The organism is Bordetella sp. MIP270_01_BMS, assembly GCF_054958705.1.
In genome coordinates this window covers 156,414-178,528 of the sequence record NZ_CM143297.1, presented here as the reverse complement: position 1 = coordinate 178,528, position 22,115 = coordinate 156,414, and the positions used below count along the sequence as shown (strand labels likewise).

Annotated in this window: 24 protein-coding genes and 1 pseudogene; 14 read left to right on the top strand and 11 right to left on the bottom strand. The window is 66.0% G+C overall.

Annotation, left to right across the window (positions count from 1 at the left end; genetic code table 11):
* Nucleotides 1-50: 50 nt before the first annotated feature.
* The 3 genes from ACV17W_RS00890 (at nucleotide 51) to alkB (ending at nucleotide 1,837) form a co-directional block, all read left to right on the top strand.
* Nucleotides 51-380, top strand: a complete 330-nt coding sequence (locus ACV17W_RS00890; RefSeq protein WP_462594588.1) for an I78 family peptidase inhibitor — start codon at nucleotides 51-53, stop codon at nucleotides 378-380.
* A 66-nt stretch (nucleotides 381-446) separates the two neighbouring features.
* Entirely contained in the window at nucleotides 447-1,172 is a 726-nt protein-coding gene (locus tag ACV17W_RS00885; RefSeq protein WP_462594587.1) for a 2OG-Fe(II) oxygenase, read from the top strand.
* Between the two features lie 20 nt (nucleotides 1,173-1,192).
* Complete coding sequence (gene alkB / locus ACV17W_RS00880) at nucleotides 1,193-1,837, top strand: DNA oxidative demethylase AlkB (RefSeq protein ID WP_462594586.1); 645 nt, start codon at nucleotides 1,193-1,195, stop codon at nucleotides 1,835-1,837.
* Between the two features lie 92 nt (nucleotides 1,838-1,929).
* On the opposite strand, the gene ACV17W_RS00875 is transcribed toward alkB, so the two are convergent.
* The gene (locus ACV17W_RS00875; protein WP_462594585.1) at nucleotides 1,930-2,769 is read right to left on the bottom strand and encodes a ParB N-terminal domain-containing protein; all 840 of its coding nucleotides are present in this window, start codon (nucleotides 2,767-2,769) and stop codon (nucleotides 1,930-1,932) included.
* Nucleotides 2,770-2,874: 105 nt separating this feature from the next.
* On the opposite strand from ACV17W_RS00875, the gene ACV17W_RS00870 reads away from it, so the two are divergent.
* Genes ACV17W_RS00870 through ACV17W_RS00860 form a run of 3 tightly spaced genes read left to right on the top strand, consistent with a single transcriptional unit; the run spans nucleotide 2,875 to nucleotide 5,412 of the window.
* Nucleotides 2,875-3,294 (top strand): VOC family protein, encoded by a 420-nt coding sequence (locus ACV17W_RS00870; RefSeq protein WP_462594584.1) that lies wholly within the window; start codon nucleotides 2,875-2,877, stop codon nucleotides 3,292-3,294.
* Between the two features lie 25 nt (nucleotides 3,295-3,319).
* Nucleotides 3,320-4,762 carry a DHA2 family efflux MFS transporter permease subunit gene (locus tag ACV17W_RS00865; protein ID WP_462594582.1) on the top strand — a complete coding sequence of 481 codons (1,443 nt, stop codon included), beginning with the start codon at nucleotides 3,320-3,322 and terminating at the stop codon, nucleotides 4,760-4,762.
* A gap of 23 nt (nucleotides 4,763-4,785) precedes the next feature.
* Nucleotides 4,786-5,412, top strand: coding sequence for a DUF937 domain-containing protein (locus ACV17W_RS00860; protein ID WP_462594581.1), 627 nt, complete (start codon nucleotides 4,786-4,788; stop codon nucleotides 5,410-5,412).
* A gap of 167 nt (nucleotides 5,413-5,579) precedes the next feature.
* Here the strand turns inward: ACV17W_RS00860 and ACV17W_RS00855 are convergent, their stop codons facing one another.
* The 4 genes and pseudogenes from ACV17W_RS00855 to ACV17W_RS00840 form a co-directional block, all read right to left on the bottom strand.
* The gene (locus tag ACV17W_RS00855; protein ID WP_462594579.1) at nucleotides 5,580-7,286 is read right to left on the bottom strand and encodes a SulP family inorganic anion transporter; all 1,707 of its coding nucleotides are present in this window, start codon (nucleotides 7,284-7,286) and stop codon (nucleotides 5,580-5,582) included.
* 32 nt (nucleotides 7,287-7,318) lie between these two features.
* Nucleotides 7,319-8,248: a ZIP family metal transporter gene (locus tag ACV17W_RS00850; RefSeq protein ID WP_462594578.1), complete on the bottom strand. Its 930-nt coding sequence runs from the start codon at nucleotides 8,246-8,248 to the stop codon at nucleotides 7,319-7,321.
* Between the two features lie 7 nt (nucleotides 8,249-8,255).
* On the bottom strand, nucleotides 8,256-8,735 hold the full coding sequence (locus tag ACV17W_RS00845) for an N-acetyltransferase family protein (protein WP_462594577.1): 480 nt from the start codon (nucleotides 8,733-8,735) through the stop codon (nucleotides 8,256-8,258).
* A 252-nt stretch (nucleotides 8,736-8,987) separates the two neighbouring features.
* Nucleotides 8,988-9,836: pseudogene (locus ACV17W_RS00840) on the bottom strand (NYN domain-containing protein); the annotation flags it as partial.
* A gap of 117 nt (nucleotides 9,837-9,953) precedes the next feature.
* On the opposite strand from ACV17W_RS00840, the gene ACV17W_RS00835 reads away from it, so the two are divergent.
* The 7 genes from ACV17W_RS00835 to ACV17W_RS00805 all read left to right on the top strand — a co-directional run bounded on the left by ACV17W_RS00835 (nucleotide 9,954) and on the right by ACV17W_RS00805 (nucleotide 15,401).
* Nucleotides 9,954-10,307: a YciI family protein gene (locus tag ACV17W_RS00835; protein WP_462594576.1), complete on the top strand. Its 354-nt coding sequence runs from the start codon at nucleotides 9,954-9,956 to the stop codon at nucleotides 10,305-10,307.
* Between the two features lie 120 nt (nucleotides 10,308-10,427).
* Nucleotides 10,428-10,880 carry a YciI family protein gene (locus tag ACV17W_RS00830; protein WP_462594575.1) on the top strand — a complete coding sequence of 151 codons (453 nt, stop codon included), beginning with the start codon at nucleotides 10,428-10,430 and terminating at the stop codon, nucleotides 10,878-10,880.
* A 39-nt stretch (nucleotides 10,881-10,919) separates the two neighbouring features.
* Entirely contained in the window at nucleotides 10,920-11,330 is a 411-nt protein-coding gene (locus tag ACV17W_RS00825) for a VOC family protein (protein ID WP_462594574.1), read from the top strand.
* Complete coding sequence (locus tag ACV17W_RS00820) at nucleotides 11,327-12,604, top strand: RNA polymerase sigma factor (RefSeq protein WP_462594573.1); 1,278 nt, start codon at nucleotides 11,327-11,329, stop codon at nucleotides 12,602-12,604. The genes ACV17W_RS00825 and ACV17W_RS00820 overlap by 4 nt, the downstream gene beginning before the upstream one ends.
* Nucleotides 12,605-12,732: 128 nt before the next feature.
* Entirely contained in the window at nucleotides 12,733-13,143 is a 411-nt protein-coding gene (locus ACV17W_RS00815) for a DUF4168 domain-containing protein (RefSeq protein WP_462594572.1), read from the top strand.
* A 270-nt stretch (nucleotides 13,144-13,413) separates the two neighbouring features.
* A complete protein-coding gene (locus ACV17W_RS00810) occupies nucleotides 13,414-14,325 on the top strand; it encodes a motility protein A (protein WP_462594571.1) in 912 nt (303 codons plus the stop codon).
* Nucleotides 14,322-15,401, top strand: a complete 1,080-nt coding sequence (locus ACV17W_RS00805; protein WP_462594570.1) for an OmpA/MotB family protein — start codon at nucleotides 14,322-14,324, stop codon at nucleotides 15,399-15,401. The genes ACV17W_RS00810 and ACV17W_RS00805 overlap by 4 nt, the downstream gene beginning before the upstream one ends.
* A 157-nt stretch (nucleotides 15,402-15,558) precedes the next feature.
* Here the strand turns inward: ACV17W_RS00805 and ACV17W_RS00800 are convergent, their stop codons facing one another.
* Nucleotides 15,559-16,764, bottom strand: a complete 1,206-nt coding sequence (locus ACV17W_RS00800; protein WP_462594569.1) for an ABA4-like family protein — start codon at nucleotides 16,762-16,764, stop codon at nucleotides 15,559-15,561.
* A gap of 73 nt (nucleotides 16,765-16,837) precedes the next feature.
* On the opposite strand from ACV17W_RS00800, the gene ACV17W_RS00795 reads away from it, so the two are divergent.
* Nucleotides 16,838-17,458 carry a TetR/AcrR family transcriptional regulator gene (locus tag ACV17W_RS00795; RefSeq protein WP_462594567.1) on the top strand — a complete coding sequence of 207 codons (621 nt, stop codon included), beginning with the start codon at nucleotides 16,838-16,840 and terminating at the stop codon, nucleotides 17,456-17,458.
* A gap of 85 nt (nucleotides 17,459-17,543) precedes the next feature.
* Here ACV17W_RS00795 and ACV17W_RS00790 read toward each other — a convergent pair whose 3' ends face one another.
* The 5 genes from ACV17W_RS00790 to ACV17W_RS00770 all read right to left on the bottom strand — a co-directional run bounded on the left by ACV17W_RS00790 (nucleotide 17,544) and on the right by ACV17W_RS00770 (nucleotide 21,981).
* The gene (locus ACV17W_RS00790; protein WP_462594566.1) at nucleotides 17,544-19,325 is read right to left on the bottom strand and encodes an ABC transporter ATP-binding protein; all 1,782 of its coding nucleotides are present in this window, start codon (nucleotides 19,323-19,325) and stop codon (nucleotides 17,544-17,546) included.
* Between the two features lie 3 nt (nucleotides 19,326-19,328).
* Nucleotides 19,329-19,547, bottom strand: a complete 219-nt coding sequence (locus ACV17W_RS00785) for a SlyX family protein (protein ID WP_462594565.1) — start codon at nucleotides 19,545-19,547, stop codon at nucleotides 19,329-19,331.
* Between the two features lie 60 nt (nucleotides 19,548-19,607).
* Complete coding sequence (gene garD / locus ACV17W_RS00780) at nucleotides 19,608-21,170, bottom strand: galactarate dehydratase (protein WP_462594564.1); 1,563 nt, start codon at nucleotides 21,168-21,170, stop codon at nucleotides 19,608-19,610.
* Nucleotides 21,171-21,300: 130 nt separating this feature from the next.
* On the bottom strand, nucleotides 21,301-21,435 hold the full coding sequence (locus ACV17W_RS00775; RefSeq protein ID WP_462594563.1) for a hypothetical protein: 135 nt from the start codon (nucleotides 21,433-21,435) through the stop codon (nucleotides 21,301-21,303).
* A gap of 45 nt (nucleotides 21,436-21,480) precedes the next feature.
* Nucleotides 21,481-21,981, bottom strand: coding sequence for a DinB family protein (locus ACV17W_RS00770; RefSeq protein WP_462596418.1), 501 nt, complete (start codon nucleotides 21,979-21,981; stop codon nucleotides 21,481-21,483).
* Nucleotides 21,982-22,115 lie beyond the last annotated feature (134 nt).

Here is a 22,115-nt window from a genome sequence, read left to right as displayed (position 1 = left end):
CGCCCTGGCTGGTCTATCATGGACGTTCTCTGCTGCCTGAAGGAGCCTTCATGATACGCAAGCTGATTCCCGTTTTCCTCGTGGCCGGCCTGAGCGCCTGCGCTTCGTCCGGCCCCCAGCGCGCCACCCCCGATGCGCCCGCAGCCGATTCGTCCGCAATGCCCTCGGGCGCCGCCCAGGAATGCGATGCCCAGTTGGTGCAAGACCTGATCGGCAAGAAATATTCCGAATCGGTGGGCGATGATGCGCGGTCGCGATCGCATTCTTCCCAGCTGCGCGTGATGCGGCCCGGCCAGGTCATGACCATGGAATACAACCCCATGCGCCTGAATATCATCCTGGATGGTGGCGACCTGATCACCGCGCTGCGCTGCGGTTGATCGCGGTCGCAATTCAAGCGCAAGCAGCGGGGTGTGGCGTCCTGGCGCCCACCCTACACTGGGGCCATGAACACCGCCGACCTCATCGCCACATCCGCACGCCTGTCCGCGCTGGACTGGCACACCGCCGAGCACGCACTTGACGAAGACGGCTACGCAGTGCTGCCCGGTCTGCTCGGCGCCGACGAGTGCGCCGCGCTGGTGGCTGCCTATCACGACGAGGCGCGCTACCGAAGCCGCATCGTGATGGCGCGGCACGGCTTCGGACGAGGTGAATACAAGTATTTCGGCTATCCATTGCCCCCGTTGGTTGAACAATTGCGCCAGGCGCTGTACCCACGCCTGGCCCCGCTGGCCAATCGCTGGAATGAGGCCCTCGGCGTGGCCACGCGGTTTCCGGACACCCTGGCAAGGTTCCTGCACCGTTGCCACGCTGCGGGCCAGGAACGCCCTACTCCGTTGATCCTGGCCTATGGGCCCGGCGATTACAACTGCCTGCACCAGGATCTGTACGGCGACCATGTGTTCCCGGTCCAGATCGCCATCCTGCTGTCCGAGCCGCAGGCCGATTTCACGGGTGGCGAGTTCGTGCTGACCACCCAGCGTCCCCGCATGCAGTCGCGTGCCGACGTGGTGCCGCTGCGCCGGGGCGACGCCGTGGCGTTTGCGGTCAGCTACCGGCCCGTTGCCGGGATCCGGGGCCACTATCGGGTGCTGCAGCGTCATGGGGTGAGCCGGGTGCGCACCGGCACGCGCCATACGCTGGGCATCATATTCCACGACGCACAGTAGCAGCCCTGCACCCTGACCACATGAATCTGGATCTGTTCGCCGCCGACCAGGCGCCTCCCATCGAACTGGGGCCGGGCGCAGCTCTGCTGCGCGGCTACGCACTGCCTTATATCGACGCCCTGCTGCCCGCCCTGGAAGACGTGCTCGCGGCCGCGCCACTGCGGCACATGGAGACGCCGGGCGGCCATCGCATGTCGGCCGCGCTGAGCAATTGCGGCCGCTGGGGCTGGACTTCCGACCGGCATGGCTACCGCTATACCGCAGACGATCCGCTGAGCGGGCGCGCGTGGCCCGCCATGCCGGCGTCGTTCTCGCAATTGGCCCACGCAGCGGCCGAGGCTGCCGGCTTTGCCGGCTTCATGCCCGACGCCTGCCTCATCAACCGATATGCGCCCAAGGCACGCATGGGCCTGCACCAGGACAAGAACGAGCCCGACCTGCAAGCGCCCATTGTGTCAGTGTCGCTGGGACTCGACGCGGTGTTCCTGTTCGGTGGACTGCGCCGCAGCGACCCGGCCCGGCGCGTCCCGCTGCAGCATGGAGACGTGGCGGTGTGGGGCGGGCCCGACCGCCTGCGATATCACGGCATACTGCCCGTACCCGCAGGAAATCATCCGCAACTGGGCGAGGCGCGCATCAACCTGACCTTCCGCCGCGCCGGCTGACGCTGCCGCAGAGGTGCGGCGGCGCGACGGCGCGGGCCTGTCCTGTGCACAGCGATGCGGGGCAACGAAGCGCAATGGCCCGAACCGGGCGGTCAGCCGGGGTTGCGCGCCTCGGCCAGGGCCACAGTCAGGTGCATGACTTTCTTTTTCAGGGCATCCCGCTCTTCGGTCAGCGCCGCGACCAGGCGCTGCAGGCGCGCGACCTCGGCGGGATAGTCTTCAATGGTAGCGGCGGGTTCTGGCGCGTCTGACGGCGCACTATCGCCAGGATCGCGTGCGGCCGTCCTGGCCTGCCGGGCCTCGCGAGCCTGGCGCGCCAGTTCGCGCAAGGCCTTGCGGCCTTCGGCCGCTGCCGCCACCTGCCGTTCTGCGGGCAGTTCGGCCACTGCGGCCGCCGCGTTGATCGAGATGTCCCCCGCCTTCACCGCGCGAACCAGTTCGGGCGCCGCGGCTTTGTGAATTTTCTCGATCTGCCCCAGAGTGCTGCTGCTGACCCTCGCGGCTCGCGCCAGGGCCTGGCGGCTGAGCGGCGCAGCCTGCGGCGAAGCCTGGCCGGCATCCGCCGGTGCCTCGTGCGCAGGGCTGCCGGCTTGCTCGACCCGGTTCTTGCGCGTCTGCAATATCTCTTTTTTGCGCAGGGCCAGCACGCCCCGCTGGAAGTCGGAAACGCTGCGCCGCCCGAGGTGATTTTCGATCATCCACAACTTGACATCATCGAGCAAAGTAAACCGGGTATTCTGCGTGGTCTTGAACTCGATGCCGTGCTTGCGGCACAGTTCGTACCGATTGTGACCATCGACGAGCAGGTCACCCCACAGCACCAGCGCGTCGCGGCAACCTTCCGCCAGCAGGCTGCGCTCGAGGGCTGCATATTCGTCGGGACTGAGCGGATCGATATAAGTACGCAGTTCTTCGTTTATCTTGATGGTCATCGTGTTGCGGCATTCATCATTCAGTGGCGCAACTGCCATTACAACACCCGCGGCGCGCGGCTGGCCACACTGGCCTCGCCAGCGCGCCTCTACCGGAGACTCATCATGCCCCAGCTTTGCGCCTATCTCACATTCGACGGCCACTGCGCCGACGCCCTGCGCTTCTACGAGCAGACCCTGAGCGGCCGCATCGAGACCATGCTGACGTACGCCCAGGCTCCGAACAGCGCAGACATCCCCGAGTCCATGCACAACCGCGTCATGCATGCGCAGCTGAGCCTGGACGGCCAGGCCCTGATGGCGGCCGATGTCATCGAGGGCCAGCCTTACCAGGGCCAGCACGGCGTCTCGCTGGCGCTCGTGTTTCCCACGGTATCCGACGCAACGCGGGTCTTTCACGGCCTGGCGGAAGGCGGCAACATAACGATGCCCATGCAAAAAACCTTCTGGGCCGAAGCATTCGGCGCGCTGGTCGATCGCTACGGCACGACGTGGCTGATCAGCGGCGGACAGGTTTCAAGCTGAAAACAATGCGCCCGGAGTCTAGTTCATGAATCATTCTCTGACGGAACGACAACGCTGGCTGGCGCTGCTCGTCCTGTGCCTCGGCGTGCTGATGATCGTGCTGGACACCACCATCGTCAATGTCGCGTTGCCGTCCATCCGCGCCGACCTGCAGTTCACCGAAACGGCCCTGGTATGGGTCGTCAATGCCTACATGCTGACCTTTGGCGGCTTCCTGCTGCTGGGCGGGCGGCTGGGCGACCTGTTCGGCGCGCGCCGTGTCTTCCTGGCCGGCCTCACCGTGTTCACCGTGGCCTCGCTGGCGTGCGGCGTGGCGGGCACCCAGGAAACCCTGATTGCCGCGCGCGCCATCCAGGGCCTGGGCGGTGCCGTCGTATCGGCGGTATCGCTCTCGCTCATCATGAATCTGTTTTCCGAGCCCGCGGCACGGGCCAAAGCCATGGGAGTCTATGGCTTCGTCTGCGCAGGCGGCGGCAGCGTGGGGGTCCTGCTGGGCGGCGTGCTGACCAGCATGCTCAGCTGGCACTGGATATTCCTGGTGAATCTGCCTATCGGCGCGCTGGTATTCGGGCTCTGCCTGGCGCTGTTGCCGCCGGCCCGCGCGGTGCGAGGCGTCCGCCTCGATGTTGCGGGCGCCATCACGGTCACGCTTGCCCTGATGCTGGCCGTCTATGCAGTGGTGAATGGCAACGAAGCGGGCTGGACTTCCACCCGTTCCGTAAGCCTGTTGCTGGTCGCCGCCGCACTGCTCGCCGCCTTCCTGTTCATCGAGACGCGCAGCAGCGCGCCATTGATGCCGCTGGGGCTGTTCCGCCTGCGCAATCTGGCCACGGCCAATGCGGTGGCCGTACTGTGGGCCGCGGCCATGTTCGCCTGGTTTTTCATCTCGGCCTTGTACATGCAGCTGGTGCTGGGATACAGCGCCATGCAGGTGGGCATGGCATTCCTGCCCGGCAACCTCGTGATGGCGGCCTGCTCGCTCGGCTTGTCGGCGCGGCTGGTAATGCGATTCGGCGTGCGTGGGCCCCTGTCGGCCGGATTGACGCTGGGGGCGGCGGGCCTGGCGCTGTTTGCGCAAGCCCCTATCGATGGCAGCTTCGTCCTTCACATCCTGCCCGGCATGCTGCTGCTCGGCCTGGGCGCGGGCATTGCCTTCAACCCCTTGCTGCTGGCCGCCATGAACGACGTCCCGGCGCACGAGTCGGGACTCGCCTCAGGCATCGTCAACACCGCCTTCATGATGGGTGGCGCGCTGGGCCTGGCCATCCTGGCCAGCCTGGCAGCCGCTCACACCGCCGGGTTGGCGATGGCCGGCGCCATACTGCCGGAGTCCCTCAGTGCGGGGTATCGCCTGGCCTTCACGGCCGGCGCGCTTTGTGCGGCCCTTGCGGCGATGCTCGGCGGCCTGCTGGTGCGCAACTCGGCCGCCACCACGCCCCGGCCGGCGGCCTCAGGTGGTACGCTCTGAACACGTTATCCAGGAGCCGCATCATGAACTCTCCCGCCACGCTTTCCGACGAACTCTTCGCCCAGTTGCAGGGCGACCCCATGCAGCAGATTTCGCAACAATTGGGCGCCGACCCAGCCCAGACCCGGGATGCAGTGGGCGCCGCGCTGCCGATGCTGCTGGGCGCCCTGGGCAACAATGCGGCCCAACCGGGACAAGCCCAGGCCCTGTTCGGCGCACTGCAGCGCGACCACGCCGGCGGCAATATCGATCTCGGCAGCCTGCTGGGTTCATTGCTGGGCGGCGGCGGGGCGGCCGGTACGCCGCAAACCGACGGCGGCGCGATATTGGGCCACATTTTCGGGTCCAACCGCGAACGCGCCGAAGACAACCTGGGCCAGGCCACCGGCCTGGGAGGCAATAACGCAGCCAGCCTGCTGAAGCTGCTTGCTCCCATCGTCATGGCCTTCCTGGCCAAGCGCATGCAGGGCGAGGGCATGGATGCCGGCAGCCTGGGCACCACGCTCACGCGCGAACGCGACGCCGCGCGCCAGCAAGGCGGCCTGGGCGGTGGGCTGCTGGGGTCGCTGCTCGACCAGAACGGCGACGGGCAGGTCGGCCTGGACGACCTGCTCAAGATCGGCGGCGGGCTGCTCAACGGCCGCCGTTGACCGGATACGTCAGGGTCGGCGCGCCGCCATAACGGCCGCCCGCATCGCGGCGGCCATCACCACAGCGACCGACGCCACAGGCCGCAATGCCTCGGCGCCCGGCCACCGCTCATGCCACGGTGACGCCCCATACCGCGACGTGCGTGATGCGCAGCGACGCGCAGGGCTCAAGCGTCAGGCGGGGAATGCTGCGTTTGCCCGGCTCCGCCGGCACCAGGTTCATCCCGCCGCGCCGGGCTCAGGCCGCAGGCCAGCAAGGCCTGTTTCAGTGTGGCGAAAATAGCCTGCCCGCCCACCAGATCCACCAGCCCTGCCTTGGAAAGCTTGCCCATCACGCGCGCGTTGGCTTCGGCCAGCAGCACGCGCACCCCGCGCGCTTGCAAGCGGCCGACGACATCCTCCAGCATCTGCAGCCCCGTGACATCGATGAACGGCACACGGCGCAGCCTTATGATCAACACCCGCGGATCACTGCTGGTGTTGTCGAGCGCCTGCTCGAAATTCTCGACGGCAGCGAAGAACAGCGGCCCTTCCACCGTGAACACCAGAACGTCTTCAGGCAGCGCCGGCATACCGATGTCTGACAGCTCGTGGCGCAGTTCTTCGCTCTCGACCTGCTGAACGCCCACACTGGCGGCCATGCGACGCAGGAAATGCAGCGTGGCCAGGATCACGCCGATATTCACGGCCACCACCAGATCGGCGAACACCGTAAGCAGGAATGTGACCACCAGGATGACCACGTCGGCGCGGGGAGCACGTCGCAGCATTTTGGCGAAGTGCCGCACGTCGCTCATGTTCCACGCCACCACGAACAGGATCGCAGCGAGCGCTGCCAAGGGCACGTTCTCGGCCAGCGGGGCCAGCAGCACGACGATGGCGACCAGCGTAAGCGCGTGCACAATGCCGGCCAGCGGGCTGGTGCCGCCATTCCGGATATTGGTCGCAGTGCGGGCAATGGCGCCGGTGGCTGCGATGCCGCCAAACAGCGGCGCCGCAATATTTGCGATGCCCTGTCCGATGAGTTCCTGGTTGGACTGATGACGGGTGCCCGCCATGCCGTCGGCCACCACGGCCGACAACAGGGACTCGATAGCGCCCAGCATGGCGATGGCAAACGCCGGGCCGATCAGCTCGATCAGACGTTCCAGCGTAATTTCCGGCCATTGCCACGATGGCAAGCCTTGCGGCACGCCGCCAAAGGCGGACCCGATGGTGGCAACACCATCGAAACTGAAGGTGGCCTGCAATACGGTTGCCGCCACCAGCGCCGTCAGCGGACCCGGCACGCGTCTCAGGTACGGCAGGCGCGGCGATACGATCAGCAGCGCCAGGCTCGCCAGTGCCAGCGCCGTCGTGGCTCCGTGCAGCTGCGGCAAGGCCTGCAGCAGTTGCCAGAGTTTCTGGTGGAAGTGGCCCGCGGCCACCGCAGGCAGGCCGAAGAAGTCCTTCCACTGCCCGACCCAGATAATTACGCCGATGCCGGCCGTGAAGCCCACGATGACGGGCGCGGGGATGTACTTGATCACCACCCCCATGCGCGCCACGCCGAGCGCCAGAAGGATGATGCCCCCCATCAGCGTGGCCAGTTGCAGGCCGGCCACGCCATGTTCGGCCACCACAGCGGCCAGGATGACGATGAAAGCGCCGGTGGGCCCTGCAATCTGCACCCGGCTGCCTCCGAATACCGACACCGCCAGGCCCGCAACGATTGCGGTGTACAAACCCTGTTCGGGCTTGACCCCGGACGCAATCGCAAATGCCATGGCAAGCGGCAATGCCACCACGCCCACGATGACGCCGGACACGATATTCGGCAGCCAGTGCCGGCGTTGTAACAGCCCGGCCCGTCGGGCCTCAAGCAGCGCAATCACAATTCACCTATGCAAGCAACGAACAGAGCCGCCTACCCCAGCGCGGTGTCCAGGAACATCATGACGGCAAAGCCGACCATCAGGCCCACCGTAGCCGGCGTCTGGTGGCCGTTGCGGTGGGTTTCCGGAATGACTTCGTGCGACACCACAAAAATCATGGCGCCTGCGGCCAGGCCCATGCTTATGGGATACGCCAGCGCCAGGCCGCTCGACATACCCAGGCCTACCAGTGCGCCCAGGGGTTCCATCAGACCGCTTGCCGCCGCCACCAGGGTGGCGCGCCATGCCGTCAGGCCGGTTGAGCGCAGCGCCATGGCCACGGCCAGGCCTTCCGGGATGTCCTGGATCGAAATGGCCGACGCCAGCGGAACGCCCACCCGCATATCGCCGTTGGCAAAACCGACGCCTATGGCCATGCCCTCGGGCAAGTTGTGCAGCGTGATCGCCAGCACGAACAGCCAGACTCGATTCAGGCGTTCGGCCTCGGGCCCGCACGGCCCGGTGCTGTCGTGCTCATGCGGGGTGAAGGCGTCCAGCCCGAGCATGAGCAATACCCCCAAGGCCAGCCCCGCGACCACCACGCCGGCCGCCGCAGGACCTGCTCCCACCAGCTCCTGCGCCGCCGCGAGCCCGGGCAAAATCAGCGAAAAGGCGCTGGCAGCCAGCATCATGCCCGCCGCAAAACCCAGCATGATGTCCTGGGTTCGGGCGTGAATGCTGGTCAGGCACAGGGCGCCCAGAGCCCCCAGCGCCGTGGCGGCGAAGCCGGCGCTGCCGCCCAGGAAGGCGAGATGGATATAGTTGGTTTCTACGCCGGTCAGCCCGCGATACAGTCCGGCGGCCAACAGCAGCAGCACCGCCAGCGACGCGGCGGCGAGGCCCAGTGCGACCGACGGTCGGGCCTGCGCCTGTGCCACCCAGGCGGATCGCCACGCGCGCGTAACGGTTTCGGTCGTGTTCATCGTCGTGTCAGTCCACAAGCCCGGTGGGCACTACGTTACCGGCCGCCCCCGGGTGGACCGGCCGCTGCATATGGTATTGCGTGCCTTGGTCGTCCACGATGCGAAACCCCAAGCGTTCATACAACCGGCGTGCCGGATTGGCCCTGAGAACATCCAGGCGCGTCGGCAGGCCGGCGGCGTCGGCCTGCCGCAGCACCGAGAGCAGCAGGCGTTCGCCCAGGCCCTGCCCCCTGTAGGGCGCCGCCACCTGCACCTGGACCACATACCAGGCATCGTCGTCCCGATACGCCTTCAACAGGCCTGCCGCCGCGCCGTCCAGCATCACGATGCGGGCGTCTTCGAAGTGATAGAGGATGCGCGCCATGTGCGCCTCGTCGTCATGGGGCAGCCCGGCCGTGGCCAGATGCGCGTCCATGGTCTCGCGACGCAGCGCCAGCAGATAAGGCAGGTCGGACTCAACAGCAGAACGCAGCGTCAGCGCGGCCATATTGGGGTAGCTCGAGCGAAAAGCAAATAGTCTATCCGACCCGCGCCGGTCTCAGCCACATCACCCTTCCGCCGGCTTGCGCGAGCGTCGGCTGCGCGTGGCGGACTTGCGCGCCGGTGGCGCCGGCTCTTCCGGGGCGTCTGGCGACACGACTGCTTCCGTCAGCATCTCGGCCGTGCGTTCGATGGCCGCCTCCGCCTTGGAAGCGGTTTTCTTGCGCGCGGTCGACTTCCGCCTGCCTCGTCCGGCCGCAGCGGGCGCCGGCTCGGCGGGCTCGGGCGCGGCCCGATACACATACGCCCCTGATTTCTCGTCGCGGCCAAAGGCCAGCAAGCCTCGCACCTGGGCCTCCTCGAGCAGGTTGCCGAAGGTGCGGAAGCCGTAATATGACTCGCTGAAATCGGGCTTTCGACGCTTGATGGCTTCTTTCAGCACCGACGCCCAGATCTTGCCACTGTCACCCCGCTCGGACACCAGGTCTTCGAAGGTCTCGACCGCGATCTCGATGCCCTGCGTGCGCCGCGCCTCGAGTTCAGCCTTGCGCTTGGGGTCTTCTTCGTGCGCGCGCCTGCCGGCGGCGGCCGCATCGCGAACGGCCCCGTTCTTGTGATCGGGCCGCTGCCGCTCGCGCACCAGGTCATCGTAGAAAATGAACTCGTCGCAATTGGCGATGAGAAGATCCGAAGTCGAGCGCTTCACCCCTACCCCGATCACCTGCTTGGCGTTCTCGCGCAGCTTGGAAACCAGCGGCGAGAAATCAGAATCACCGCTGATGATCACGAAGGTGTCGACGTGCAGTTTGGTATAGCAGAGGTCCAGCGCGTCGACCACCAGCCGGATGTCCGCCGAATTCTTGCCGGATTGGCGCACGTGCGGAATTTCGATCAATTCGAAATTCGCTTCGTGCATGATCGCCTTGAAATCGCGATAGCGTTCCCAGTCGCAATAGGCCTTCTTGACCACGATGCTGCCCTTGAGCAGCAGGCGCTCCAACACAGGCTTGATGTCGAATTTCTGGTAATTGGCGTCTCGCACGCCCAACGCGACGTTTTCAAAGTCGCAAAAAACCGCCATGCTGATGCTTTCCTGGGGTGCGGTCATTAGTTTCTCCGAATGGCAAGACTTCGACGATACACCCGAACGCGGCCTGGCCTTCACAATGCGTCTTGCGCGCAGATAAACTGGAACGCGCCACCATGGCTTTCTTGCGGAGCTTTCATGCCGTACATGATGCTGATTGTCGAACCCATCGGCCAGCGGGCGCAGCGCGCACCCGACGCGGGCCGGGACGCCTATGACAGCATGCTGCGATACGCAGCCGAGCTGCAGGCGCGGGGCGTGCTGCAGGCCGCGCACTCGCTGAAGTCGGAATCCGAAGGGGTGAAGCTGCAGGTCCGCGACGGGCGCCCCCGCCTGGTCGACGGGCCATACGCCGAAGCCAAGGAAATGATAGGCGGATATTTTCTGCTGAACTGCACCACTCTCGACGAGGCCCTGGCCATCGCGGCGGAATGTCCGGCGGCGCAGTGGTGCACCGTCGAAGTTCGCGAACTGGGGCCCTGTTTCAGCTGAGCGGCACGAAACATAGGGGTTTCCCTAGGTTTACGGCAGCGCTGTCGATCCAAGGTGGCGCCGAACGTCGTCTGTCTGACGGTTCGCTCTTTGGCGCGCCGCGCGACCGGAGACCTTGCCGTGCGTTTCATTATCTTCATCAAAGTCCCGCCTGCCCCGGACGCAGTCCGGAATGCGGATGATTTCTGGTGCGCCGAGATGACGGCCTACCACGAGGCGCTTGCGCGCGCGGGCGTTCTGCTCGACGCGGCCACCCTGCAGCCCGGCTCGGCGGGGTGGCATCTGCATTGCGCCGATGGTCAGTGCCAGATGGTGGACGCGCCGGTGGGCGACGGGCCCACTCCGGTCGCTGCCTATACCGTGATCGAGGCCCGCTCTCGCGCCGAGGCCATGGAATGGGTCCGGCGATTTCCGGCGCCCATGGGTCCGCACGGCGCTGCCGACATCGAAGTCCGGCCCCTGCGTGGACGCCCGGGCGGGACGACCTTCAGCGGGTGGCGGTACGGCGAAGTGCCTGGCGCAGCATCGCCGTCCGACGGATCGCCGCCCGACGGGTCGCCTCCCCTGCATTGACCCGACTGCCGCAGTCCCGACCTCAACGAGTACATCCTCATGCATAAACAGATCTTCGTGAACCTGGCTGTTGCCGACCTTCCTCTTTCCATGGAATTCTTCAGGAAACTGGGGCGGGATTTCGATGCGCGCTTCACTGACCAGAATGCCGCCTGCCTCATACTGGGCGATAACTTGTACGCCATGCTGCTCACCCGCGAATACTTCAGGACTTTCGTGAATAAACCGCTGTGCGACGCCAGGCAGGCCACCGAAGTGCTGATATGCCTATCCTGTGAAAGCCGTGCCGAAGTCGACGACCTGGTCGCCCGCGCGGTCGCAGCGGGCGGCTCGGTGCCGCGTGATCCCCAAGACTACGGTTTCATGTATGGCCATGCCTTTGAGGATCTCGACGGGCATATCTGGGAATTGATGTACATGAACCCCGACGCCGAGATGCTGAAGCAATGAGTTCGCGCGATGCCGTCCATCAGGCCATCGAAGCCGTCTGGCGCATTGAAGCGGCCAAGCTGGTCGCCCACATTGCGCGCCTGGTGCGCGACGTCGGCCTGGCCGAAGAGCTGGCACAGGACGCACTCGTTACCGCGCTCGAGCGATGGCCCGCGGACGGCATACCCGATAATCCGGGCGCCTGGCTGATGACCGCCGCCAAACGCCGCGCCCTCGACCGGCTCAGGGCAGACAGCCTGCACGCCCGCAAGCACGAGCAGCTCGGCCACGAAATGGATGCCCTGCAGGCGCACGTCGAGCCCGACTTCGTCGACGCCCTCGACGCAGCCCGCCAGGACGACATTGGTGACGACCTGCTGCGGCTGGTGTTCACCGCCTGTCATCCCGTGCTGTCCACCGAAGCGCGCGTCGCGCTGACACTGAGGCTGTTGGGCGGACTGCGCACCGACGAAATCGCGCGCGCCTTCCTGGTGGCTGAGCCCACCATTGCGCAGCGTATCGTGCGCGCCAAGCGCACCTTGCGCGACGCGCGGGTTCCCTATGAAGTACCCCGCGGCGGCGAGCTCGCCGAACGGCTCGCGTCGGTACTCGAAGTGATCTATCTGATTTTCAACGAGGGATATGCCGCCACCGCCGGCGACGACTGGACCCGTCCCGCACTGTGCGACGAGGCCATGCGGCTGGGCCGCGTCCTCGCCGGCCTGGCGCCAGGGGAAAGCGAAGTTCACGGCCTGGTTGCCTTGATGGAAATTCAGGCCTCGCGCCTAAAAGCGCGCGTAGATGGCGCCGGGCGTCCGGTACTGCTCATGGACCAGGACCGTTCGCTCTGGGACCACCTGCTCATCCGCCGCGGCCTGGAAGCATTGCAGCGCGCGGAAGAACAAGCCCAGCCGCTGGGCCCCTATGCCTTGCAGGCGTCGCTGGCAGCCTGCCACGCCCGCGCCACCCGTCCGGAGGACACCGACTGGTTGCGGATCGTGGCGCTGTACGACACGCTGTCCCAGGTCGCCCCCTCGCCGGTGGTCGAACTGAACCGCGCCGTTGCGGTGGGCATGGCTTACGGCGCGCAAGCCGGCCTGGCGCTGGCCGACGGCCTCGCCGCCGAACCGGCGTTGGCCGGCTACCACCTGCTGCCTGCGGTACGGGCCGATCTGCTGGCGCGGCTGGGTCGCCGCAGCGAGGCGCACGCCGAATATCTGCGCGCGGCCTCCCTCGCACGCAATACGCCAGAGCGCGAACTGCTGCAATCCCGCGCGCGTGCGCTGATTTCCTGATCCCCCTTGAAACCCCCCGTAACGGTGGCCCCTGGCGCCCGACACATGCGCAAACATCCCAAAACTTGAGGCGGTGCCGCAGCGTTGTCATCATGAAGCTTATGTCCCAACTCGACCAAGGAGGCTTCATGCCGCGTAAGACTTCTACCTTTTTTGCCGCAGCCATCCTCGCCGCGAGCCTGTCCCCCATGGCCGCGCTTGCGCAAACCGCCCCGGCTGCACAGCCGCCCGCACAGACCCAGCCCGCTATCCAGCCCAGCGAGGCGCAACTGCAGAAGTTCGCCAGCGCGTCGCAGAAAGTGGCAAAGGTCGCCGACGAATATCGCCCCAAACTGCAGGCCGCCAAAGACGATGCAGCCCGGGAGCAGGTGTATCGCGAAGCTGACGACAAGATGGTGCAGATGGTGAATGCCGACGGCCTCACCGTCGATGAATTCAACGGCATCGGCCAGGCCGTGGAGCAGGATCCGCAACTGCGCCAGCGCGTCATCGCCATGGTGCAGCGGCAATCGCCTGCCGGCAGCGCCCCGCCACGATAATGGCGACTGATCCGGTGCATGGGCCCTGGCCGGCCCTGCACCGCTGCCCGCAGGCACGTGGGCGCCTCCACCATCAACGTCGGGTCTGAAGCCCCGGCGCGTCGAATCCCCATCTGGAGCCAGCCATCTCCGCGCGCCGCAGATCGGTGCCCCTGAGTGTCTGTGCCCTTAAATCGGCACTTTTTCTGCCGTTATCCACCGATTGAGCCGTGCCGGCGATTCCTAGAATGGGACCGGTGCGCGCCTTGTCCTGGCGCCAGGCTCATCGTCATGAATGTTTCCACTCTGATCGGCATCGCCATAGCGGTCATTACGCTTGCCGCCGCATTGGCCCTCTCCGCGACGGACCCGGCGCTGTATATCAATCTACCCGGGCTGCTCATGGTGCTGGGCGGTACCTGCGCAGCCTTGTTCATCAGTTATCCCCTCGGCGAAATCCGGCGCGTTTTCAGCCTGGTACGCGCCGTGCTGCGCGGCGAACGGCTCGATGCGCGACGCGATATCGACCAACTGGTCACCATGGCGCAGCTCTGGATGAACGACGATGTCCATAAGGTCGAGCAGGCGCTGCGCAACGTGTCGAACCCCTTCTTGCGCACCGGCGTCCAGCTGGTCATCGACCATACCCCCGAAGACCAGATCATCGAGTTGCTTCAGTGGCGCATCGCACGCTTGCGCGCGCGTGAACGGGCCGAGGCACAGATGTTCCGCACCATGGCCGGCTTCGCGCCGGCCTTCGGCATGCTGGGTACGCTGGTAGGCCTGATCAATCTCATGTCGGTGCTGGGCGGCGGCGATATGGTCGTGATCGGGCAGCATCTGGCGGTGGCGTTGATGACCACCTTCTACGGCATTTTGCTGGCAAATCTGATCTGCAAGCCTATCGCGGTCAAGCTCGAGAGGCGCACCGAGCAGCGCCTGATGCTGATGAATATGGTGCTGCAGGGCATCGCGTTAATGTGCGCGCGGCGCGGCCCGGCCGTCGTACGCGAAACGCTCAACTCGTTCATGGCGCACTTCGAAGACGAAATCCACGACGGCGGTCCAGTGGCCGCACAGCCTGCCCGCGCCCCGAAAGCGTCGAAAACGCCCCAGCCGGAACGCCCAGGTCTCTCGCGGCCCGCGCACGCGTCGACCGTCTCGACGCCGGCCGTGACCCGGGCAGCCGCCGCGCGCCCATGAGCCTGGCCGACCGCGTCGATGCGCTGCGCCGGCAGCACGAGCAACGCATGGGCCGCCAGCGCGGCGGCGTCCGCGCGGAAAGGCAGGCATTGCACGAGGGGGGCCGCTATGCCCGCTGGCAGGTGGACACCAACGTGGAGTCCGGCGCTGACGGATGGCTGCTGAGCTATCTGGACCTGATCACCCTGTTACTGGCCCTGCTGGTCGTGCTGTTGGGCGTGTCCCGACTACCCGCCAGCGAGCCGGCCTCGTCGCAACCCGTTCAATTGGTGGGCTTGATGGGGCCCGCCTCTTCCACGGCAACGCGTGTGGACCCCGTTGAAGCATGGGCGTCGGCCTGGGACAGCTGGTCTCTGCCGGAATGGGAAGCGGCGCCCGCCCCCGGGGCCGCCACGGCTCCGCCATGGTCAGATCCCGACGGCGGCTTGCCCGCGTCGCCCGATACGGCGGCAACCGTGGCCGACTCCGGCGTTGCGGATGACGGCGCACTGCCCTCCCCGTCGTCACCGCCGCAACGCATCCTGGCGGCCCAGGCGCCGGACGCCCCGGCCGCGCCCGACCCTGCACCCGAGCCCGCCATTCCGTCCGTCGCAGATCTCGGGCTCGGCGACCTTGGCGATGGCGTGGACGTCATCGTGAACGAGAAAACCATCAGCTTCCGCATCAGCAACGAACTGCTCTTTCCATCGGGCCAGTCCGTGCTGAGCCGCCCGGGGCTGGGCGTCGTGCGACGCATGGCGACCGTGATCAACCGCAACCCGCAATACCCCGTCTCAGTGGAGGGGCACAGTGATTCCGTGCCTATCCAGACGCGTCAATTCCCTTCGAACTGGGAACTGTCGGCCAGCCGCGCCACCAGCGTGCTGCGCGAACTGGTGCGCGATGGCGTAGACCCTGCGCGCTTGCGGGCGGTCGGTTATGCCGACACGCGGCCGCTCGAATCCAACGATTCCGACGCCGGGCGGGCCGCGAACCGGCGCGTGGAGCTGATCATGGAAATCGTCCCGCGACAGGAATCGTCAGCCGCCGGGCTCATGCAGCCGCATCGGGGCGCAACCTTTGCCCAACCCGAGTAGGTCGGCACAAGCCACCATCCAAGGCAAACAGCGCGGGGCGCGGCGCCAGACGCGGCGAACATCGCGTGGCTGGTGCCTCGTGTCTGCTGGAGCCTCGGCGAGACGTTTCGCGTATCGTGCATTCTGTGCCCGGCGGGCCGCAAGCGCACCAAGCCATTCAGAACGGGTTCAAGGGTAGCCCGGCGCTCGCCCGCAAGTATGCGATCGCCACCAGTGCGGCATAGCCCAGGGCAAACGCCGCCAGCGCCGGCAATGCCCGCCGCGGCATCGCGCGGGCCATCAGCGCGCCCGCCAGCGGCAAGATCTGCTGGGCGTGCACCCCCAGGAAATGGGCGACTCGATAATCGCCCGCCGTCGTTGACCATCCCACGATAGGCAGGCCCGGGCCCGTAGCCTCTCCGACCAGGGGCCCGCCATGAACGCTGATGGCCATGCCCACCCCCGCGCCTGCCACGAACGTGAATATCAGTCCGAGTATGGCTCCCCATCGATAGGCGGGCGCCATGCCATGCCCATGCCGCCACAACTGGTGCGCGACAGGCAGCGATGTCGCGGTGAACGCCAGAGCCGCGATGCCCATCAGGATGAACATCGCGGTGTGCAAGGGCGTGCTGGTATTGAAATGCGACGCCTGCCCCAAGGCGCCCTGCAAGGTGATGTATCCCGCTTCGAACGCGCCCGTCGCCAATGCGACCACAGCCGTGCGTCGCATCAGCCGGCCGTCACGGTGCCGCGCCGGCAATTCGCCGATCAGCCACGCCAGGGTCAGCGAATACAGGCCGATGGCAGCAAGAAACTTCATGGGCTTGGCCCAGGTGTCGACCCCGCCCAGCGTGCGTGGATCAAACCAGGCGGCCAGGGCCGCCGGCAGCAATGCCAGCAGCATGGCGAGGCCGAAGATGGCCAGCAGCCGTTGGCGCTGGACCAATACGGCGATCATGCGGCGCAGCCAGGGCAAGGCCCGCATTCCGAAAAACGCCAGCAGTCCAACCGGCCCGAACCAGAACGTGAGCGCCAGGCAGGGCAGCAGCGCTGCACCCGACATCCCCAGGCGTACGCCTTCTCGTGCCATCCAGCTGCCGACAAACAGATCGAACGCCAGGAAGTGCAGCCAGCCGGCCGTCAGCATGCCGGGATGCGCGAATAAGGCCGAGACCTGCCCGAGCGAACCGTAACCCCCTCCAGGAACCGGCCATGCCATTCCCACCAGGCCCAGGTAAGCGAGCGCCAGCGCCAGCGGCAGCACATAGCCCGTCGCCACCCACACCGATGCTCGCCCGCGCCGCATCCACGGCGATGCGCACAATGCCAGCCAGGCTGGCAGAACCGCCACCCCCGCCGCCTTGAAGATCAGTTCGGTCATGATGCACCCTGCATATCTGAACACTGTTTAGATAAGGTAGCATTCGATTTGAACAATGTAAAGATGATCAGCCATGAACCGCCCCCACGTCTCCGAGGATGCCTATCACCATGGCGCCCTGCGCCAGGCCCTGATCGACGCCACCGAGGCCATCCTGGCCGAAGACGGGCTGGAAGCCTTCACCCTGCGTGCCGCAGCGCGCCGTGTCGGGGTATCGCCCGCCGCGCCGTTGCACCATTTCGGCAGCGCCGCCGGCCTGCTGACCGAAGTCGCCATCCTGGGTTTCGAAGCACTGACCCGCCATCTGCGCGAAGGGGCCGAGGCCGGCGGCGATGACCCCGCCGCACGCCTGCGCGCGCAGGGCGTGGGTTATGTCCGCTTTGCTCTCACTTACCCGGCGCGTTTTCAGTTGATGTTCCGAAGAGACCGCCTGACCGACGACCCCCGTTTGCAGCAGGCCGGACACGCCGCATTCGCCGAGCTGGAACAGGCAATCCGCGCGCAGGCCGGCTTGGGCGCCGACGAACCTCTGGATGCGCAGGCGCATGCGCGCCTGCTGGGCGCATGGTCGGTCGTGCATGGCTTTGCGCATCTGGCGCTCGACGGCAAGCTGGACCCGCCCGCGGGTCCGCCGGCCGATGCGAAGCAGCTTGAAGCGACATTGCAGCGCATTCTGGAGCAAGGCTGGCCGTAATGACGCGCCCTGTCTGCCACAGGCAGGTGCTCCGCCGCGACGACGGGGGCCGACAGTCCAAGCCGGCGCGGCGCGGTGGGAAAACCTAGTCCTGCGGCACGGCGTCTGGCGTCTGAGCGGGCACGCCGGGACGTTCGCCGATCTGCTGGCGCCACATCGCGTAATACAGGCCCGTACGCGCCAGCAGCTCCGCATGTGTGCCGCTCTCCACGATACGGCCCTTCTCGAGCACGAAAATGGTGTCTGCGTGCATGATGGTCGATAGACGATGGGCGATCAGTATGGTGATCTGCGTACGGCTCGCCGAAATGCGCCGCACCGTGTCCGATATCTGCTCTTCGGTGAGCGAGTCCAGCGCAGACGTGGCTTCGTCGAAGATCAGCAGGCGCGGACGCCGGATCAAGGCGCGGGCGATGGACAGGCGCTGCTTTTCGCCGCCCGACAGCTTCAGCCCCATCTCGCCGATGGGCGTATCCAGCCCTTCCGGCGACTTCTGCAGCAGATAGGCGCACGCAGCCTGCTGCATGGCGGCGACGATCTCCTCGTCGCTGGCGTCGGCCTTTACCAGGCGCAAGTTGTCGCGCAGCGTACCCGCGAAAAGATAAGGCTCCTGGGTCACCAGCCCAACCTGGCGCCGCGCGCGGTTATATCGCAGCACCTTGGTCGAAATGTCGTTGTAGAACACTTCCCCCTGGGCCGGGGTGTACAGCCCCAGCAACAGCTTTACCAAAGTGGATTTACCCGAACCCGAAGGCCCCACGAAGGCAATGGTGTCGCCCAAGGCGGCCGAAAACGATACGCCGTCGAGCGCGTTGTCCGCCGCGCCCTTGTGGCGGAACACCACATCGGCAAACCGCAGATGCGTGATGGGACCACTGTCCTGCGGCGCTTCCGGCCGACGGTCGATGGGCTTTTTCATCAGCGCGTCGAAGTTGGCCAGCGAGGCTTCGGCTTCGCGATAGGCCAGGATGATGTTGCCCAGTTCCTGCAAGGGCGCGAAGATCGCCACCGATATGAATTGCATGGCGATCAGTTCTCCGGGGCTCAGCACGTCCCGGAAAATAAGCCATAACAGCGCGAACAGAATCGCCAGCTTCAGCATGCTGAGCGTCACGCCCTGCAGAAACGACAGCAGGCGTATGCGCTTGACCTTCTGCATTTCCAGCTCGAATATGCGCAACGTCTGCGCCTGCAGGCGGCGTATTTCGGGAAAAGTCAGGCCCAGGCTCTTGATCAGCTCGATGTTGCGCAGCGACTCGGTAATGAAACCCGAACTCCGGTTGGTCTCGCGCACGATCGACCGTTGCTGGGTCTTGATCTCGCGGCTGAGCAGGCCGGTCAGGCCGCCCAACACCAGTACGCCCACCAGGAACACCGGCACCAGCATCCAGTGGCGCGTCACGGCGTACCAGACCAGGAACCCCATGCCCACGACGGCCGCGAACACAGTGTTGATGAAGGCGTTGATGAAGCGCTCGCTGTCGCCGCGTACCTTCTGCAGCAGTGACAAGGTCTCGCCGCTGCGCAAGTCTTCGAATTCCTGGAACTTCAGACGCAGCGCCTGGCGCAGGCCGTCGTTGAACATCTGCGTGCCGAATTTCTGCACCACCAGGCGCGTCACGTATTCCTGCAGCGCCTTGGCCAACCGCGACACCACGGCGATGGCAACCGCCAGTGCAAGCAGCCGCAGTACGCCAGCCACCCGTTCGTCGTCGGTCTTGCCGGCCGCGTTGATGGCATATTCATCGATGATCTTCCCGAAGATGATGGGGTCTATCAGCGCCAATACCTGGCTGGCGCCGGCCAGCACCAGCGCCAGCATGGCCAGCCTGGCATGAGGCCGCAGGTAAGACCACAGAATGCGCATGGCTCAATAATGCGGGGGCACTTCGTCGGCGAGGTTGCGCGCGCCCGCGCCTGTACCTTCGGGCATCTGCTGGCGCAGATCGGCCACTTCTCGCAGCAGCCTGTCGATCTGCTGCTGCTGGCGAAACAGTGCCTGGTTGAGCTGATCCAGCATGTCGTCGGCCAGGCTCAGCTTGATCTCCAGGTCGACCAGACGGTTCTCGGTATTCGTAGCATCGTCCATATATTCATGTCCGTAAAAAATGCCACCGCCCCAGGTGGCGCGACCTGGCGCTGGCCGGGATCAGGTCACCGGGCCCGGGTTGAACAGGGCCAGCGCGTTGTGCAGCTTCAGCTTTTCGGCGCACGTCTGCTGCCTGCCGCTCGCCACGTCGAGCATAAGGTGGAACAGTTCCCAGCCCACTTCTTCGATCGAGGCCGCGCCGGTGGCGATGCGACCTGCATCGACGTCCATCAGGTCGTGCCAGCGGCGGGCCAGGTCACTGCGCGTGGCGACCTTGATAACCGGCACCTGCGCGAGTCCGTAGGGCGTGCCGCGACCCGTGGTGAACACATGCAGGTTCATGCCGGCCGCCAGCTGCAGCGTGCCGCAAATAAAATCGCTGGCGGGTGTGGCACAGAACACCAGGCCTTTGCTGCTCAGCTTTTCGCCGGGCGACAACACGGCGGAAATCGGCGCCGAGCCGGACTTCACGATAGAGCCCATCGCCTTCTCGACGATATTCGAGAGGCCGCCCTTCTTGTTTCCGGGCGAGGTGTTCGCGCTGCGGTCCGCCATGCCCAGTTTCAGGTAATCGTCGTACCAGGCCATTTCTCGAACCAGCGCTTCGGCGACGGCGGGCGTCGCGGCGCGCGCGGTCAACTGGTCGATGCCGTCGCGCACTTCGGTATTCTCGGAGAACATCACCGTGCCCCCGGCACGCACGATGAGGTCCGAGGCGTACCCCACTGCGGGGTTGGCCGTCAGGCCTGAAAACGCATCGCTGCCGCCGCACTGCACACCGACCACCAGATCCGACACCGGACAGGGCTCGCGTCGACGTCTGTCCAGCTTGGCCAGATGCTTCTCGGCCGTCTGCATAATGGAAAGAATCATCGACTCGAAACCGACGTGTTCCTCGTCCTGCAGGCACACCGTGTCCACGTCGGCGGCGCTGTCGGTTCCGGCGGAGATGGCAATCGAGCCGGCAGGCATCAAGCGCCCCGGCTGCAGCTTTTCGCACCCCAGGCTCACCATCATCGCCGTACCGCCGAAATTGGGGTTGCGGCTGATATTGCGCAGCGTGCGAATCGGCACGGCAGCGCCTGGCGCGTCGATGGCGACTCCACATCCATAGGTGTGCTCCAAACCGACCACGTCATCGACATTGGGGAAGCTAGGCAGCAGCTCTTCCTTGATGCGGCGCACCGCGTGTTCGACCACGCCCTGCACGCACTGCACTGTGGTGGTAATGGCCAGGATATTGCGCGTGCCGACGGTCCCGTCGGCGTTGCGATACCCCATGAACGTGTAGCCTTCGAGCGGCGGCAGCGTTGGAGCCGCCCGCGTGGCCATGGGCAGGTCATCGAGCGGCCGCGCGGCGGGCAGCACAGTGACACGCTCGTTGACCCAGCTGCCGCGGGGAAGCGGCCGCGCTGCATACCCCACCGTCACGTTGTAGCGAACCACCGGATCGCCTTCAGCCAGGTCCGACAGCGCCACTTTGTGCCCCTGCGGAATGCTTTCCCGCAACACGATCCCATCGGGCAGCTCGGCGCCGGCCGGCAGTCCGCCATCATTCACGATGATGGCCACGTTGTCGGCGTCATGGACCTTGATATACAGCGGACGTACGGCAGCAGTCATGCGGGTTCCCGAATTGCCAGGCGGCAGCACGCCGCCAACGGCCCATTATCGCAGTTCCCGCTTGCGCCATACCCCCGTGCGCCTTGACCCGCGCGGCCGGCGGGGCGCTATGCTCCGCCGCGCGCCGGCCTCAGCGCCGGCCTTCCAGGCTCATCGCCAGCCCCAGGGCGAGGCCGATGCCAATACCCATTCCGTAGTTGTCCATCGCCGCGCCGATACCCGCCCCGATGGCGATGCCGACGGCCAGCCAGGTCGCTTTTTTCATCCACCGAGGATACACCCGGCCCCCGGATGGGTGAACCCGAGCGGACTATTGCTGGCGGCGGAAGGCGTCGATTTTGCCCAGCAGCCACTGCAGGCCTGCCAGGTGCTGCTGGTCGTGGCTGCACAGGAAGTGGATCAGCCCTCTCACCGTGACCAAGCCGTACCCTTCGAATTCGGCGGTCCTGGCCAATTGCGAATCATCGAGCGGCGCGATGCGGGCCACGGTGTAGGCGCGCGCCCGCCGGAACGAAGCGAGCACCTGGGCGGCATCGGCATGCGCATAATCGCGCTCGGCGGCCAGCGCATCGCCGTCCAGCGAGGCAAGCTCGGGACGCGTCTCCTGCAGCGTCCGCGCCAGTCGCACATGATAGCCATCGGTCTCGATATCACGCACATGGCACAACTGGCCGATAGCCGGATAGGGCTCGCTCGGCACCCCCTCCCAGGAATCCGGTGACCAGTTGGCATAGCCGGGCGGCACGGCGGAATAAAAGCGTTCCAGCTGATCGGGAAACGCGCGCAAGGCCTTCAGGGTAGAGGGATCAATCATCGACTCGGCCGCGGATGGCGGTCCTGTACAACCGGCAGGCCATCATAAGCGTCAAACGGCGCCGGTGCAGTCCCCTTTTTACGACAACAGTGTTCCGTTTCGCGAACCAAGCTCTCCGCCGCGAATAGCCT

Coding starts and splice junctions, on each gene's coding strand:
- ACV17W_RS00890 (WP_462594588.1), top strand. CDS start 51: ATGATACGCAAGCTGATTCCCGTTTTCCTCGTGGCCGGCCTGAGCGCC.
- ACV17W_RS00885 (WP_462594587.1), top strand. CDS start 447: ATGAACACCGCCGACCTCATCGCCACATCCGCACGCCTGTCCGCGCTG.
- alkB (WP_462594586.1), top strand. CDS start 1,193: ATGAATCTGGATCTGTTCGCCGCCGACCAGGCGCCTCCCATCGAACTG.
- ACV17W_RS00875 (WP_462594585.1), bottom strand. CDS start 2,769: ATGACCATCAAGATAAACGAAGAACTGCGTACTTATATCGATCCGCTC.
- ACV17W_RS00870 (WP_462594584.1), top strand. CDS start 2,875: ATGCCCCAGCTTTGCGCCTATCTCACATTCGACGGCCACTGCGCCGAC.
- ACV17W_RS00865 (WP_462594582.1), top strand. CDS start 3,320: ATGAATCATTCTCTGACGGAACGACAACGCTGGCTGGCGCTGCTCGTC.
- ACV17W_RS00860 (WP_462594581.1), top strand. CDS start 4,786: ATGAACTCTCCCGCCACGCTTTCCGACGAACTCTTCGCCCAGTTGCAG.
- ACV17W_RS00850 (WP_462594578.1), bottom strand. CDS start 8,248: ATGAACACGACCGAAACCGTTACGCGCGCGTGGCGATCCGCCTGGGTG.
- ACV17W_RS00845 (WP_462594577.1), bottom strand. CDS start 8,735: ATGGCCGCGCTGACGCTGCGTTCTGCTGTTGAGTCCGACCTGCCTTAT.
- ACV17W_RS00835 (WP_462594576.1), top strand. CDS start 9,954: ATGCCGTACATGATGCTGATTGTCGAACCCATCGGCCAGCGGGCGCAG.
- ACV17W_RS00825 (WP_462594574.1), top strand. CDS start 10,920: ATGCATAAACAGATCTTCGTGAACCTGGCTGTTGCCGACCTTCCTCTT.
- ACV17W_RS00820 (WP_462594573.1), top strand. CDS start 11,327: ATGAGTTCGCGCGATGCCGTCCATCAGGCCATCGAAGCCGTCTGGCGC.
- ACV17W_RS00815 (WP_462594572.1), top strand. CDS start 12,733: ATGCCGCGTAAGACTTCTACCTTTTTTGCCGCAGCCATCCTCGCCGCG.
- ACV17W_RS00810 (WP_462594571.1), top strand. CDS start 13,414: ATGAATGTTTCCACTCTGATCGGCATCGCCATAGCGGTCATTACGCTT.
- ACV17W_RS00805 (WP_462594570.1), top strand. CDS start 14,322: ATGAGCCTGGCCGACCGCGTCGATGCGCTGCGCCGGCAGCACGAGCAA.
- ACV17W_RS00800 (WP_462594569.1), bottom strand. CDS start 16,764: ATGACCGAACTGATCTTCAAGGCGGCGGGGGTGGCGGTTCTGCCAGCC.
- ACV17W_RS00795 (WP_462594567.1), top strand. CDS start 16,838: ATGAACCGCCCCCACGTCTCCGAGGATGCCTATCACCATGGCGCCCTG.
- ACV17W_RS00790 (WP_462594566.1), bottom strand. CDS start 19,325: ATGCGCATTCTGTGGTCTTACCTGCGGCCTCATGCCAGGCTGGCCATG.
- ACV17W_RS00785 (WP_462594565.1), bottom strand. CDS start 19,547: ATGGACGATGCTACGAATACCGAGAACCGTCTGGTCGACCTGGAGATC.
- garD (WP_462594564.1), bottom strand. CDS start 21,170: ATGACTGCTGCCGTACGTCCGCTGTATATCAAGGTCCATGACGCCGAC.
- ACV17W_RS00775 (WP_462594563.1), bottom strand. CDS start 21,435: ATGAAAAAAGCGACCTGGCTGGCCGTCGGCATCGCCATCGGGGCGGGT.